This is a genomic window from Delftia sp. CH05 (assembly GCF_009827015.1).
Classification (GTDB): domain Bacteria; phylum Pseudomonadota; class Gammaproteobacteria; order Burkholderiales; family Burkholderiaceae_C; genus Comamonas; species Comamonas tsuruhatensis.
The window spans coordinates 137,843-152,759 of the sequence record NZ_WUMG01000010.1 but is presented as its reverse complement, the minus strand read 5'-3'; the positions used below and the strand labels follow the sequence as shown (position 1 = coordinate 152,759).

Annotated in this window: 13 protein-coding genes; 1 reads left to right on the top strand and 12 read right to left on the bottom strand. The window is 63.0% G+C overall.

Annotation, left to right across the window (positions count from 1 at the left end):
- Window positions 1-54: 54 nt before the first annotated feature.
- Both adhP and rimO read right to left on the bottom strand, forming a co-directional pair.
- Window positions 55-1,083: an alcohol dehydrogenase AdhP gene (adhP, locus tag GRX31_RS11195; RefSeq protein WP_016445343.1), complete on the bottom strand. Its 1,029-nt coding sequence runs from the start codon at window positions 1,081-1,083 to the stop codon at window positions 55-57.
- Window positions 1,084-1,234: 151 nt separating this feature from the next.
- Entirely contained in the window at window positions 1,235-2,629 is a 1,395-nt protein-coding gene (gene rimO / locus GRX31_RS11190) for a 30S ribosomal protein S12 methylthiotransferase RimO (protein ID WP_034399347.1), read from the bottom strand.
- Between rimO and GRX31_RS11185 the strand changes: the two genes are divergently transcribed.
- A complete protein-coding gene (locus GRX31_RS11185) occupies window positions 2,628-4,298 on the top strand; it encodes a recombinase family protein (protein ID WP_160852689.1) in 1,671 nt (556 codons plus the stop codon). The genes rimO and GRX31_RS11185 overlap by 2 nt on opposite strands.
- A 61-nt stretch (window positions 4,299-4,359) precedes the next feature.
- Here the strand turns inward: GRX31_RS11185 and GRX31_RS11180 are convergent, their stop codons facing one another.
- The 10 genes from GRX31_RS11180 to GRX31_RS11135 all read right to left on the bottom strand — a co-directional run bounded on the left by GRX31_RS11180 (window position 4,360) and on the right by GRX31_RS11135 (window position 14,917).
- Window positions 4,360-4,638 carry a hypothetical protein gene (locus GRX31_RS11180; RefSeq protein WP_160852687.1) on the bottom strand — a complete coding sequence of 93 codons (279 nt, stop codon included), beginning with the start codon at window positions 4,636-4,638 and terminating at the stop codon, window positions 4,360-4,362.
- Between the two features lie 120 nt (window positions 4,639-4,758).
- Window positions 4,759-5,289, bottom strand: a complete 531-nt coding sequence (locus tag GRX31_RS11175) for a DUF2514 family protein (protein WP_237426656.1) — start codon at window positions 5,287-5,289, stop codon at window positions 4,759-4,761.
- Complete coding sequence (locus GRX31_RS11170) at window positions 5,286-5,546, bottom strand: hypothetical protein (RefSeq protein ID WP_160852685.1); 261 nt, start codon at window positions 5,544-5,546, stop codon at window positions 5,286-5,288. Before GRX31_RS11170 ends, GRX31_RS11175 begins: the two co-directional genes overlap by 4 nt.
- A 2-nt stretch (window positions 5,547-5,548) precedes the next feature.
- Window positions 5,549-5,998 (bottom strand): D-Ala-D-Ala carboxypeptidase family metallohydrolase, encoded by a 450-nt coding sequence (locus GRX31_RS11165; RefSeq protein ID WP_160852683.1) that lies wholly within the window; start codon window positions 5,996-5,998, stop codon window positions 5,549-5,551.
- Window positions 5,995-6,321, bottom strand: coding sequence for a hypothetical protein (locus tag GRX31_RS11160; protein WP_160852681.1), 327 nt, complete (start codon window positions 6,319-6,321; stop codon window positions 5,995-5,997). Before GRX31_RS11160 ends, GRX31_RS11165 begins: the two co-directional genes overlap by 4 nt.
- A gap of 62 nt (window positions 6,322-6,383) precedes the next feature.
- Complete coding sequence (locus GRX31_RS11155; protein WP_160852679.1) at window positions 6,384-6,911, bottom strand: hypothetical protein; 528 nt, start codon at window positions 6,909-6,911, stop codon at window positions 6,384-6,386.
- Window positions 6,911-7,582 (bottom strand): hypothetical protein, encoded by a 672-nt coding sequence (locus GRX31_RS11150; RefSeq protein ID WP_160852677.1) that lies wholly within the window; start codon window positions 7,580-7,582, stop codon window positions 6,911-6,913. The genes GRX31_RS11155 and GRX31_RS11150 overlap by 1 nt, the downstream gene beginning before the upstream one ends.
- Window positions 7,583-7,614: 32 nt before the next feature.
- A complete protein-coding gene (locus tag GRX31_RS11145; protein ID WP_160852675.1) occupies window positions 7,615-8,814 on the bottom strand; it encodes a hypothetical protein in 1,200 nt (399 codons plus the stop codon).
- Window positions 8,811-9,767, bottom strand: coding sequence for a hypothetical protein (locus GRX31_RS11140; RefSeq protein ID WP_160852673.1), 957 nt, complete (start codon window positions 9,765-9,767; stop codon window positions 8,811-8,813). Before GRX31_RS11140 ends, GRX31_RS11145 begins: the two co-directional genes overlap by 4 nt.
- A complete protein-coding gene (locus GRX31_RS11135; RefSeq protein ID WP_160852671.1) occupies window positions 9,764-14,917 on the bottom strand; it encodes a phage tail length tape measure family protein in 5,154 nt (1,717 codons plus the stop codon). The genes GRX31_RS11140 and GRX31_RS11135 overlap by 4 nt, the downstream gene beginning before the upstream one ends.

The window sequence follows — 14,917 nt, the reverse complement described above, 5'->3', positions numbered from 1 at the left end:
CATGCAAAACAGGCTTCCCGAGGGAAGCCTGTTTTTTTGAGGGTGGGCAAAGCGTCAGGCGTTCAGGTCCAGCACCACGCGCCCTTCGATCTTGCCTTCATGCATGCGCGCGAAGATGTCGTTGATGTTCTCCAGCCGGTCGGTGGACACGGTGGCCTTGACCTTGCCCATGGCCGCGAAATCCAGCGACTCCTGCAGGTCCAGCCGCGTGCCCACGATCGAGCCGCGCACCGTCACGCCGCTGAGCACCATGTTGAAGATGGGCAGCGGGAAGCTGCCGGGCGGCAGGCCGTTGAGCGATACCGTGCCGCCGCGCCGCACCATGCCCAGCGCCTGCTCGAAGGCCTTGGGCGAGACCGCCGTCACCAGTGCGCCGTGCGCGCCGCCAATCTCCTTTTTCAGATAGGCCGCAGGGTCCGTGGTCATGGCATTGACCGTGACCTGGGCGCCCAGGCGCCGGGCCAGCGCCAGCTTGTCGTCATCCACGTCCACCGCCGCCACGTTCAGGCCCATGGCCTTGGCATATTGCACGGCCATGTGGCCCAGGCCGCCGATGCCCGAGATCACCACCCAGTTGCCGGGCCTGGTGTCGGTGACCTTCAGGCCCTTGTAGACCGTGACGCCCGCGCACAGCACGGGCGCGATCTCGATCAGGTCCACGCTGCCGGGCAGCAGGCCCACGAAATTGGCATCGGCCAGCGCGTACTGCGCAAAGCCGCCGTTGACGGAGTAGCCGGTGTTCTTTTGCTGCTCGCACAGTGTCTCCCAGCCGCCCAGGCAATGCTCGCAATGGCCGCAGGCCGTGTACAGCCACGGAATGCCCACGCGGTCGCCCTCCTTCACGTGGGTGACGCCCGCGCCCACGGCGGCCACGTAGCCCACGCCTTCGTGGCCGGGAATGAAAGGCGGATTGGGCTTGACGGGCCAGTCGCCCTGCGCCGCATGCAGGTCGGTATGGCAGACGCCGCAGGCCTCGATCTTCACCAGCACATGGCCGGGATCGGGCCTGGGCACCGGGACTTCCTCGATGGTGAGCGGCTTGCCAAACTCCCGCACCACGGCGGCCTTCATGGTCCTGTTCATTCGCGCCATCCTTTCTTTGCGTCAAAGTAGGTACAGCATTTCAGCGAAGAGGTCCGGCCGCCTTGATCGATATCAGGCACTGGTCCGGAAAAGACAAAAAAACGGGCAAGGAGAACCTTGCCCGTTTTCGGGAGATGGCAGAACGGCAGGCTTACACAGGCTGGCCCACCAGGTCGTGGCCTTGCGTGCCCACGATGCGCGCCTTGACGAAGTCGCCCACCTTGTAGGTCTTGCTGGCCTTCTCGGGCGGCAGCAGGTGCACCAGGCCGTCGATCTCGGGGGCATCGGCATAGCTGCGGCCCACGCCACCCTTCTTGCCCAGGCCCACGGACTTGTCCACCAGCACCTGCATCGTCTGGCCCACGCGCTTTTGCAGGCGCGCAGTGGAAACCTCCTCGGCCACGGCCATGAAGCGCGCGCGGCGCTCCTCGCGCACTTCGTGGGGCAGCATGCCGGGGATCTCGTTGGCGGCAGCGCCTTCGACCGGGCTGTAGGCAAAGCAGCCCGCACGGTCGATCTGCGCCTCGCGCAGGAACTGCAGCAGGTGCTCGAACTCCTGCTCCGTCTCGCCGGGGAAGCCGGCGATGAAGGTGGAGCGGATCACCAGGTCGGGACAGATCTCGCGCCAGCGCTGCAGGCGCTCCAGGTTCCTCTCGCCGTTGGCGGGGCGCTTCATGCGCTTCAAGACATCGGGATGGCTGTGCTGGAAAGGCACGTCCAGATAGGGAAGCACGCGGCCCGTGGCCATGAACGGAATGATCTCGTCCACGCTGGGGTACGGGTAGACATAGTGCAGGCGCACCCAGGCGCCATAGGGCTCGGCGATCTCGGCCAGCGTCTGCACCAGTTCGAGCATGCGTGTCTTCACCGGCTTGCCGTCCCAGAAGCCCGTGCGGTACTTCACGTCCACGCCATAGGCCGAGGTGTCCTGGCTGATCACCAGCAGTTCCTTGACGCCGCCCTCGAACAGTGCACGCGCCTCCTTGAGCACATCGCCCACCGGACGCGAAACCAGATCGCCGCGCATGGAAGGGATGATGCAGAAGGTGCAGCGGTGGTTGCAGCCCTCGGAAATCTTCAGATAGGCGTAGTGCCTGGGCGTGAGCTTGATACCCGCCTCGCCAAAGGCGCCCGGCACCAGGTCGATGAAGGGATCGTGCGGCTTGGGCAGATGGGTGTGGACGGCATTCATCACCTCCTGCGTGGCGTGCGGACCGGTCACGGCCAGCACGCTGGGGTGCACTTCCTGGATCAGGTTGCCGCCGTCCTTGCCCGCCTTGGCGCCCAGGCAGCCGGTGACGATGACCTTGCCGTTCTCGGCCAGCGCCTCGCCAATGGTGTCCAGGCTCTCGCGCACGGCGTCATCGATGAAGCCGCAGGTGTTGACGATCACCAGGTCAGCGCCCTCGAAGGTCTTGGAGGTCTGGTAGCCCTCGGCGCTGAGCTGGGTGAGGATGAGTTCGGAGTCCGTGAGTGCCTTGGGGCACCCGAGGGATACCATACCTATACGGGGCAGCCGATCCACTTTGACAGCAGTTTCATTCATGGGAAAAACTTCTAAAGGTCTTGTCTATAGCTACCTGCGGTTCTCGGACCCCAAGCAGTCAACGGGGAGCAGCACGGACAGGCAGCTGGCATACGCGGAAAAATGGGCCTCTGAGCACGGCCTGCAGCTCGACAGCAGCCTGACCCTCCGCGACGAGGGCCTGAGCGCTTACCACCAGCAGCACATCAAAAGTGGCGCGCTTGGGGTGTTCCTGCGGGCCGTGGAGGACGGGCGTGTACCGCATGGATCTGTGCTGATCGTGGAGGGGCTGGACCGCCTCTCTCGCGCAGAGCCCATCCAGGCTCAGGCGCAACTAGCCCAGATTGTAAATGCGGGCATCACCGTGGTCACAGCGAGCGACGGAAAGGCCTACAGCCGTACACGGCTCAAAGAAAACCCCATGGATCTGGTTTACAGCCTGCTGGTGATGATCCGGGCACATGAAGAAAGCGACACGAAGAGCAAGCGCGTGAAGGCGAGCATCAGGCGCCTGTGCGAGGGATGGCAGAACGGCACGTACCGGGGACGTGTCCGCCAGGGACATGATCCCGAATGGATCAAGGAGACGGAAGCGGGATGGGAGATCGACCCCGAGCGCGCAGCGGCCGTGCGCAGGGCCGTTGAGCTGTACACGCAAGGGCACGGCGGGAAAGGCATCGTGCAGCGGCTCGATGCAGAGGGATTGCGGCTGTATTCGACAACGCGGGTTAACGTCACAACCCAGGTCTACCGCATCATCAAGATGCCCCAGCTCGCGGGCATAAAGCCCGTAAGTCTTGACGGCGAGGAATACCAACTCAAAGACTACTACCCGGCCGTCCTGAGTGCAGACGAGTGGACTGAACTGCAGCGGGTAGCAGCGCAAAGCGGCCGCCGGCGGGTCAAGGGCGATCTGCCCCACATCATTACCGGCCTCGGCATTACCGTGTGCGGCTACTGCGGCCGGCCCATGTCGGGCCAGCACCTGGCCACAAAGAAGCGCCTGCCCGATGGGCGCATTCGGGATGGATACCGGCGGCTGCTCTGCGCCTCGGCAGCGGCCTATGGCGGTGGGTGCGCGGTGTTCGGAAGCACAAGCGTGGCACCAGTTGAGCGCGCCATCATGTCTTACTGCAGCGACATCGTGAACCTGCAGGCTCTGTATGGGGCAGACCGCAGCCAGATGCCGCGCGCCCAGGTGGCAGCAGCCCGCCAGGAGGTGGACCAGATCAGCGCCCAGCTCGACAAGCTCACCGACGCAATGCTGGCCAGCGCCGACGAGGGCACGCCGGCAGTGTTCGCACGGCGCGCTCGCCAGCTGGAGGTCGAACTAACCGCTGCTCAGGCCAGGCAGCAGGCGGCCGAACTGGAGCTGGCCGGCGCCGCACGCATGGACATCACTGGTGCCGATGTCGCATGGCGCGCGTTGACTGCCGACGTGGAGGCGCAACAGATCGACGCGCGGCTTCAGGCTCGCCAATTAGTGGCGGACACGTTCGAACGCATTGTTGTATACGCACGCGGCGTTAACCCCAACACTGATGTCTCGGAACGAAACTACAAAATTGACTTAGTGCTGATTGCGCGCGGCGGTGTAGCAAGGTTATTAACCGTCGACAGAAAAGGTGCCTGGATCGCTGGAGAGCAAAGCTCAAGTCTAAAAATTTTAGAGCGTCAAACAAATGAATGACGATCAGAGAATTTTTGCCTAATCAATCTTCTCCCTGCATTTTACTGACAAAGGCGAAATTTTATTTGAGCTTTCCCATATAAATATCTTTCTGCTTTGTCGCGATCACCAAAGAATACACGTCATCTTTTTCTATCCACAAAGCATCAAAAAACACATAATTAACAACAGATCCAGTTTCAGTTTTAAAAGATTTCGGCGATTGATTTCCTTCCTTATCAACCAACATGTATGCAGAATAGCCAGACGCTGGAATAACCTTTACTAGAAACTGTTGCTCGCGATTAATTTCATCAATAACTGTAATTACAGAAATTGGTTGATCTGCCCATTTTTCCATGACGCCCCCAAAATCAAAAACCAAATAAAAGATACACCAAATATCGGCGATAGCAGTATCCCGATAAAAATCGGCCTACACCATGATACACATGATTGCCAAAACAACTTCCGAGCTGCGCTATTTAGTGAGCTTCATCATTGCACGACCTGCATCGTATGCATCTTCACAGCTTTCGCCCCTCGTTCTGGCATCGTCAGCAATGCGCGCCAATTCTCCCGCTCGTTCGTCAGCGCGGCGCTGCAGCTCGGCAAGCAGATCGACGGCGCCGGTGTCTGGCGCGCACTGTCCGGCAACGGCGCGAGCGTTGGCGGCCGCACGATGGGCGGTGATGTAGTCGGCGAGGTCGCCGCGCAACCGGCCAGCAACAGCGCGGGCAGCGTCAGCATCAGCAGCAGCGCGGGCTTGTGCCTGGCCAGACTCGCGAGCGATGGTGTCGAGTTTTTCACGGTAGGTGCCTTCCAGTTTTCGATAGCGTTCGGATGTTTCGGCGGCCGCTGCAGCTGTGGCCGCGCGTACGCTCGACAGGTCGGCGCGGGCCTTGTCGGCTGCGCGCAAAGCGAGCAGATGACCAACGCTCTGCCAAAGCAGCAGCGCGGCCAGCACCAGGGCGAGGATCTGCAAGGCATAGGCCTTGAGCTGCGCCATCATGGCTGCGCCTCGCAGTCGCTGGAGTAGCCATTGCGAGCCTGCGCCGCGCACGCGGCAAGCTCTGCTTGCGCCAGTGGATCGGGCACGCCACAGACATGCAGAACCTGGCCGGCACGGATGTACCAGGCCGGCGAAAGATCAGCCTCGCGGGCAGCAATGTCGAGCAGTGCACACGCCTGCACCGCGCTCCCAGCAGGCAAGATCGTGCAGCCGCCCAAGGCAAGGGCCAGCAAAGCGCCGGCAGTTGATTTATGCATGGCTATACCTCCTGAATGCCCACCAGCGTGCTTTTGCCGCTGACCGTAATCACGCGGTTGACAGGCTTGTCCGGCGTGCGCGTGGACAGGTGCACCCAGTGCTTGCCACCCACGCTCTCATAGATGATTTGCCCGATGCCCAGCGCGTTGACGTGCGGCGCAAGGGCCTTGGCCACGGCGTAGGGCATGCCGAACTGGGGCGCCACGATGTCAGCGGCCGCGCCTATCGCGTGGTCGCTGCTGGTGACGCCGCCCACGGCCGCATTGACGGAGCGCGATCGGTAGCCACTGGTCACGATGAGGGGCACGCCAAGGTGCGCGCGCACGCGCTCCAGCATCGCGGCCGTGAGCGCCAGGTGCTGCAGTGCCTCGGGCGTGGGCGTGTTGTCCAGGCCCTGGCGCTGCGCCGTGGCGCTGGCCGTGAGTTCGGCCAAGCTGAAATGGGGGGTCATACAGCACCCCCATCCTTTGGCGGCAGGCCCAGGTGCTTGCGCACCCACTCATTGAGCAGCGGCCCGAGTGCGAATTGATCCCACGCCCGGAACACCCAGTCGGCCGCGGTCATCGAGAACATGCCGACGACAAAGCCGGCCAGCCCCTCGGAAAGGCCTGTCGCCACCACGAAGTCAGGCGTACCGTAGTTGCTCGCCGCGATCCCGAGAACCAGCATTGCCCCTTTGCGGGGCCATGTACCTTGCATCCACATAAGCGCACCTGCACTGCCGAGAATCCCCGGCACTTTGGGTAGAAGTTGATCGAACCAGTTGTTGTCCATGTGCCCTCCTACGGGCATGAAAAAACCCGCCGAAGCGGGTTGTGGTTGGGGTGGTGCGGCGGCTACATGGCCTCGGCATACTCGAAGAGCGCAGGCAGATCAGCCATGATGTTGAGCGCGCTGGCAAGCAGCAGCACAGTGGGGCTGTCGCTCTCTATTGATTCAGCTCTCCAGTCCACGAGCATGCGATATCTGGTGTGCTCATCAGGGATGGCATCGATAGCCGCCAAGATCGCGTCTTCCTTGATGCCTTTGAGATCAAACAGCGCGAGCAGGGCCTGGCGCTTCGTAACGCTGACCCGCGCGGCATCTCGCGCCTCTTGCTCTGCCCGCGCCCGGGCTGCCGCTATCGCTGCAAGTTCTTGCTCAGACAGTGGAGTAACGAGCCACTGCCGGGCATATAGGCCGTCCTCCACAGCTGGATCGACTTCGATGGTTTTTTGGGTTTCTGGGTCGTACTCCGGCAATGGGGTGTCCCGCACCTCGGCATAGCGAGGCAGGTACTGGGGCATTAAAGTGCGCGGATGGCGCTCCTGCAGGATGGTCATATCCACCGGGTACTCGCCGGTTTGTTTGTCGATGATTCTCATTAGATTGCCCTCCCGAGCACAGTGCCGAGCTTGATCCACGTAACCAAGGCGTTGCCGTCGATGTAGGCCCCCGCGAGATTGCCAGCCAACGGGCCAGAGGTGGCGGTCTTGCGCGCGGTCCCTGAATAGTTACCGTATGCGCCCTGGACGCCCGCGCCGCCAATGGGGCCGCCAGCGCCTCCCGACCCGCCATAGGCAGTAGGAGCGGTGTCTGGAGCAAATACTGGCCCAGAATATATTGCGGAGCTTCCTGCTTGGCCGCTTGTGGCTCCGAGCATGGCCACATTGCCGGACGAAGTGAAGCCTGCACCCGAGCCACCGTTGCCGCCCCAGCCTACGGTCGCTGCTTCGTTGACGTTGTACCAAACGTCAACGGTTTGCCCTGTGCCGCCCGAACCGCCGCCGCCGAACATCGTGCCGTTGTTCTCGATGCGAATCCGGGATGTGGTTTTCAAGGCGGTGCCTCCATTCACTACCCCTCCGATCCGCCCGCTGGTCAAGATGGTGAGCACGTCGTGCGGAATGCTTGCCACGGCAATGTTCATCGACGCCACGTCCACACCAGGATTGATCGTCAATTCGATCAGGCCGGAGCCACTCCAGCCAGCGGCCAACGCCAAGGCACGGATGTCTGGGGCGCGCACACTTGCCGAGATCACGATGCGCGTCATGCGGGGTCCGCATGCCATAAGCCATCTGGATGTCATGCCGAGTGCACTCCTGCAAAGAAGCAGTCCCAGACGTTCTGCCGACCGTAAAAGAGAACCAAGGTCACGACCTGGTCGGCGGCGTACGTGGGGAAGGACTGACCGCTGGGCATGCGCACATTTGCCGAGAACGAAATCGGGCGCACTGCGCCGCTGCTGAAAACTCTCAATGTGACCTGGTCCCCGAGTTGGCGGCCTTGAGCAGGCAAATTGAAGGTCACTGCCCCATTGATGACGACGTAGTGCACGCTTCCCTCCCCTGGATTCACGGCGTACGAGCCTGTGCCAGCGGGGACCGTGCTCGCCTTCACGTTCTCGACAAACCACAGGGAACTGAGCACTTGCTGCCAGGGCCCATAGCTACCTGCGCCGCCCGCTTCGGTCGGATTGCCACGCCGGAACACCAAAGGGCCGCCCACCTCGGTGTAGGGCACGCCCAACTGGAAAGCGGTGTCGCCGCCCCTGGAGACCACGAGCTGGCCATAGGAGAGATCGACACCAGGTGGCCCGTCTGAATACGTGTCCAGGCGATGGAAGCCAGAGGTCACGATCGTGCGCAAACTCTTCCCAGACGGCTGCATGCTCACACGAGGTATGACTTCCTGCGCTTGCGGGAACTGTTCTCCAGTCGCCCCCCCTGGCCCCGACGCGTAGCCGGTGAACTTGCCGCCCGATTTAGGCATCAGCGTGCCGATCACAGGCCCGATCCCGGGGTTCCAGCCTGTGCCGTCCCACCACAGCCACACGCCCTTAAGATCTGGGTCAGTGCCCACATAGGTGTACCAGGCGCCGAGCTGTAAGGCATTGCCCTGGTTGTCCTTGACCGGGTTGGAGGTCTTCGCACCCAGATACAGGGCCTGCATCTGCGTGTAAGCCCCCACAGCATTGCTTGCATGGGTGCTGGCCGTTGACGCGCTACTAGCTGCAGCCGTTGCTGAGTTCGCAGCCTGGCTGCAGGCGCGGCTGGCCTGGTCAGCCTGCTGCGCTGACAGCATGCGCGAGGACTCGGCCGACATCGCATCTTCACGGGCGGCAAGAGCACACTCACGGCATGCGGCCGCAATCTCTCGCAGCCGCGTCGTCACGCCAGGCATGGCCGTGCCATAGGCATAGGCCTCCTGGTTGAAATTCAGGCTCCCCAGGGCCGGATACAGCGGCACGAATGGTGCTGCCGGTATTTCAGGGATCAGGCTCATACGTTGCCCTCTACTTTGATATTGACTCTTGCGTAAGTGCCGCGCTCTGCACGCACCGTGCCGGTGACGAAACCCACCGTTGAGATATGGCCGTACTGCGGCAGATCGCTGGCTTCGACCGCGACGGGGATGTCGATGATCTTTTCCAGCAGCCGCGAAACACGCGGGGCGTCCTTGGCATCGATCAGCACGGAGGCCGTGATCAGCTTTGCGACGCGGCCCTTCTGTCGCAGATAGGTGCCGTCACCATTGGCCTTCCAGAGGCCATAGCGTTTGGGCGAAACCTCGGCGCCAAACTCCGTGCCGCCCTTGGTGGACAGCGGCGCAAGCAGCTGCTGCCATTGGCCGATGCTGAGATAGCCCAGCTCGGCCATGGCCTGCGGATCGCTGCGGCTCAGCGTGATTTCCAACGAAGAAACGGGCCGGATTGGATAACCCGAGCCCGTGTATTTGTTGGTCTTGTCGAGGTTGCCGAACAGGTATTCCCACTCGCCAAACGCCTGCTCCCACATCGTCTGCCCGTGAGAGTGAATGGGCGGCGCACCAGGTGAAGCACCGGCTTCATAGACCTTGATGCCGGTCTCATCCGCCTCCACGCCGTACATCGCCACGCCATTGAAAAACGGGGGCGTCAAGACGTACTTGAGGCCCCCGCGCTGCTTGGCTGCCGTAAAGACGTATTCGTCAAACGGCGCCATGCGGTTGGTGGGTGAGTTCTCGTCCTTTTCCCAGTGCTGCGATGCGCGCGGATCGTCGGGCGTGTAGGCATTGACGGGAGCACCGGCAATGGCTTTGGTGCACTGCCAGGTCCAGCCCTTGTAGGTGAGGCGGGCGCCGAGCGCATAGTCGCCGGCCACCCAAGCCACCTCCCCCATGCCCGCATCGACGGCCGGGATGGTGGTCCCGGCCGCAATCATGGCTTCCGTGATCGTGATGGGCAAAAGTATGTTCATGCCGTTCCTTTCTCCAATACCTTCGCCAGCCCTTCGGCCACCTCTTCCACATTGGCAATCACCACGTAGTCCGCATTTCCGCCGCCGCTCACGCGGTCGCGCTGGTCCGTGTAATCGGGCAGCACGCTCGTGTGTCCTGCGGTTGCTTCGGCCGCTTCGCGCAGGGCGTCGATCCCTTCGCGCACCGCCTGCAGCACCTCCAGCACTGCCCCGCCTGCAGGGCCGCCAGCACCATCCAGCGCCGCCATCAGCCGGCGGTTGTCGGCCGCAGGCACGATGCGCTCGCCCGCATGCACGATGGCCGGCATGTCGAACGGGACGTAGTTGGTGCCGATGTCGAACGCGGGCAGCTTGATGCCGGTAGTCTTTTCGACCTCGGCCCAATCGCGCGCGTAGAACCCGCTCAAGGCTTCCATGTCTTGGAGCGTGGCACCGGCGTCCCGCATGGTCTGCATGAGACCGTTGATGTCACCCGTGCCGTCGAAGGCGTGGTACTTGTCATACAGGCCGTCCAGCTTGTCGACCGTCCCGGGGTCCACAACAGGTTCGTACCAGGTGCCGCCAGAGCCATCAATGCGCGGCCGCGAATACTTGGAGACCACGGGAGTGGTGCTACCGCCTCCAGGCCCCCACACTGGGCCGTCGTCGTCTTTGCCAGGCTGCTTGCCCGGCGTGCTCGGCTTTGTCGTGCCAAGCGTCGCCAGCAGCTTGTCGAAGTACCCGCGCACCGTGTCGCTGAGCGCGGCCGTGCCGTTGACGAGTTCGTCTGCGGTCTTGGCCAACACATCCAGTTGCTCGATCTGGGTCTGCACCGCCTTCAGTTGCCGCTCTTCAAACGACAGCTGTATGCCGGCAATCTCGCCCATCTCGGCCAGTTGGCCCGCCAGCACCTTGGTGTCGCGCCGGCGTTCAAACTCGCTGGTGTATTCCCCGCTGGTGATGCCATTGCGCGCTGCACCGATGGCGTCCTGCAGGCCTGCATAGTCCGTGACCGAGGCCCCGGCACGCATGCCCGCCAGCGCGCGCTCGATGTAGACCATCCCCTGCGCTGCAAGCAGTTGCCGCGTGCTGTCCACGCTGCCCCACAGGTCATTGGCCGTGCTGTTGAGCATGCCGACGGCCGAGCTGATCGCACTGATGGTGCTTTGCAGCGTTGACGCCTGGTCCTGCAGCGCATCGCGGTCGCGTTGGTACGCACGGCGGAACAGGTCATAAGCCGTGTCCGACGCAGCCTTTGCAGCAGCCGCAGCCTCCCGCGTTTTTTCAGCGGCCGCGGCTGCGGCCTCCCGCTCATCTTCCAGCGCCCATATGCGCTGCTGCAGTTCGCGGTTGCTGGGGTCCAGTGCAGCGAGTTCGCGCCGCCGCAGTTCGGCAGTGTCTCCAGACAACTCCAGCCATCGGCGCTCCAGGTCCTGCTGCTGGTCACGCGCGGCAATCTCTGCTCGCAGCGCTTCGTTGTAGTCCCACGCGGCGCGCTCAGCCTCGGTCATGCCCTCGGTCGCCAGCTTGCGCAGGGCCTCGCGGTACTTGTCCGTCTGGCCCGTTGCGCGCAGGTACTCGGCTTCCAGCTTGGAGCGGTCTTCCTTCAAACCATCCAGCACGCGGCCAGCAGCGTCGGCCACTTCGCCGAACATCTGGGCCATGGGCAGCAGCTTGGCGAGCAGCTCGACATCGCCGGCGGCCATCGCCGCTTCGATCAGTTTGCGGAACTGCTCTTTCGCGGCCTGGCCGTGGCGCGGGTCAATCTCCAGCTTCAGATCCTTCAGCGACTTGTCCAGCACCTTCGCGGCGTTCTCGACCCGTTCGCTTTCCGTGTAGAAGCCGGCATAGAAGGCGTCGATGCCCACAATCGCGCTCTCGATGCCCCCCATGTCCTTGATGAGCTTGGCAATCGCTTTGTCGCCCATCTCGCCGAAGTTGACGATGTTGTTTGTCCAGCCCTCCACCGCCGTGGCCGTGAGCTGGACCTTTTGCAGCATCGCGTTGAAGCTGTCCAGCGTGATGTCGTCGCCCAGCTCATCAAAGACATCGCGCATCCATGCCGGTAGGTCAGCCTTTTTCAGCTCACCCACCAGGGCACCCCCCATGTCGGCTACGAACTGAGTCCATGCTTTCTCGGGATCAGTGCCAAGCCCGCCATCCCGTTTCGTATAGCTGGTGAGAACCTCCCCTGTGATCTTGTCTATCAGCTTGAAATATCCGTACGAATCTTCATCGCCATATTTAGGATTCGTCGCAAAGCCCGCGATGATGTCAATCTCACGCGCGCTATCACCAGCGTACTTGGCAAGCGACTTGTAGACCGCTACCAGCGAATCCACCGTGGTGCCCAACTGTGTGCCAAGTTCCTTGTTACCGCGTTTTGTCAGATCGTCGTACCAGTCGCCAGCTGCACGCCCGAAAAGCATGGCAGCCGCTTCGTCATTGCTGGCCCCCGTGGTGCTGTAGGCCGCACCCGTGTGATTGGCGCCGCGCGAGCCGAACATGCCACTTTTCAGAAGCGAGATAACCGCAACCACTGCGCCTATGTAGGGCAATGCAGCACCCAGGCCCATGCCCGCAGCAGTCGTACCGCTGGCCGACCCCCACAGCGACGCAACGCCACCAATGCCGAGTTGCCCGCCTGCAGCGATGCCCGCGCCCAATTCACCCAGAAAGCTGCTGCCCATGAGCTTGCCCAGGCCGATGACGCCCGACGCGACAAAGCCCGAACTGCCCCCGGAGAACGACGACCAGATGTCTGCCAGGCTCTTGACGCCCGCCAGCGCATTGCCCTGCGCGCCACCGCCATTGGACAGACCCAGCATGTTCGCCGCGTAGGCGGCCACAGGCTGCACCATCGGCATGATGAGCGGCCGCAGGATCAACGTCCGCGCCAGGTTCTTGAGGTAGTCGCCGAACGACCGCCCTCCGGCCATCAGCTGGTCCGTGAGGCTTTGGCCGATCTGGTCCACGCCCTTTTGCCATTCGGTCACGCTGGCGGCCGAAGCCTTGGCAGCGGCCTCTTTCCCGTCCTTCTGGGAGGTCAGGGCCAGACGCTCGCGCAGCAGGGTGATTTCCTGCTGCAGCAGCGCATGCTCGGCCGTCATGGTGCCGGTCAAGGCAGCAGCACGCTCCATCTCGGCCAGCTGCTGCTCCTTGGACAGGATCACAGCCAGTTGCCGCAGTTCAAGGACCGCTCGCTGCTGGTCCGCACTCAGGCCGATCAGCTCAATCTCTTCGCGCAGGGACTTGTTGCCGGCCTCCATCTCTTCGACCGTCTTGGCCTGTACGCCAAGCCATTCCTGGCGGTACTTGCGCTCTTCCTCGGCGGCCTTCTTTGCCTTCTTCGCGGCCTCGTTTTCCTTCTCCAGCGCCGCCAGCGTGTCGATCTTGGCCAGCACGTTGGCGCGCTGGGCGGCTGTCAGCCCCTTGAGGCTGTCTTTCAGATCCTCATTGAACTTGATGCGGATCTTGTCGGACTCGGTCAGGGCTTCGCCGCTGGACAATTCCTGTCGCTGCTCTGCCGTCTTCTCTGCGATGGACTGCAGCAGGTTGTCGTAGCTGGTTTGCAGCTGCTTGGCCGATTGCGCGCTGGCCTTGGCCCCCGCATCCTGCTTGGCATAGGTCTCTTCGACCTGACGCTGCATCTCCGGCGTGAATGCAGAGCCGAGCTTGCGTTTCCACTCCTCGACTTCCAGCGCGGCTTTCTGCGCCGCCGTGCCGTATTTCTTGATCCAGTCTTCGGACTGGCCCAGCGGGATCTGCGTGCTGTTGGCGGCAGCCGCCACACCGGCAACCTGAGTAGCCACCTCCTCAACGGCTGGCTTTGCGGCGCCGGCGGCAGTTCGCAAGACATCCAGATGGCTCTTGATGCCGGCAATGCGCTCTTCAAGCTTGGCCGTCATCTGCCCCTTGGGACCACCAGCGCGCGCAAGCAGTGCCTCGGCCTGTGCCAAGCGCTCGGTCTGGAATTCGATTTCCTTGCTGAGCCTGTCACCCACTGGGTCGCCCAGGTTCGACGCAATGGCAGCGCCCGTGGCCGCACCAATGCCCAGCAGCACCAGGGTGGCCGGGTTCGCCGCGAGGGCCAGGCTCAGCGCGATCACCGCACCACGAACCTTGGTCAATGCCCCCCACACCCCGCCAGCGGCGCCGATGGCATTGGCAACCTGCAGCGCCCCGGCCGCCGTGGCCGTGCCGGCAATCATGCCCAGCACCACGCCGATTTCCCCCTTGTGCTCGGCCACGGCCTGGCCCAGCTTGACGATGCCGGCCATGCTGCTGGCGGCAAAGCTGCCCACGTCAATCAGCCCGCTGATCAGCGTCTGAAAGCCGTTGCGCACGTCATCGCTGTTGAGCGTGCTGTTGAGCCCTTCGACGCTATCGCGCAGGCCTGGCAGGCTCGCGCTGTCTGCCGTCATGAGGCTGTTGATGGTGTTGCCAACAGCCGTCAGCGAACCGCCCAGCGTGTCCCGGGCGGCCTGGGCCGCGCCTCCATAGCTGGACTCCAGGGCCTGCAGGATGATGTCCTGCGCCTTGGCTGTCTGGCCTGTGCGCTCGAACTGCTTGACCAGCTCCTTTTGCGCATCGGTGAACCGAAAGCCCTGCTTTGACAGCGCCGTCAGCCCTTCGCTGGGCACGTCCAGCGCCTTGCCGATGGTCTCGGCCGAGGCCGTGACCTCGTAGCCCATGCGCTCGGACATGTCGATCACGGCCTGCATGGCACGCGGGAACTGATCGCCCACCACGCCCGCATAGCTGAGCATGCGGGTCTGCGCCTGGTTGATCTGACCGGCACTGAAAGTGCTGGTTTTCTCCATGCTGTCGGCCATGGCGTTGAGCCGCTCAACGCTCCAGCCAGCCGCGCCACCCGTGGACTTGATCGCGGCCGCGAGCTGAGTCTGCTCTTTTTCGGCGTCGATGGTTTCCTGCTTGATCTTGGCGATGGCCGAGGTGATCCCGACCACGCTGATCGCGCCGCCGATGGCGCCCAGCACGGCGCCCTTGAGGCTGTCCATGCGGGCCGACACGCCGGCGGCCATGTTGTCATAGGCATCCTGCACGCGCTTGGCGTGCTGCTTCACGTCCTGCTCAGAGGACTGCAGCCCCTGGCTGAATTGCGCGTACTCCAGCGCGAGCTTGACGACCAGCGATCCCAATGCAGACAT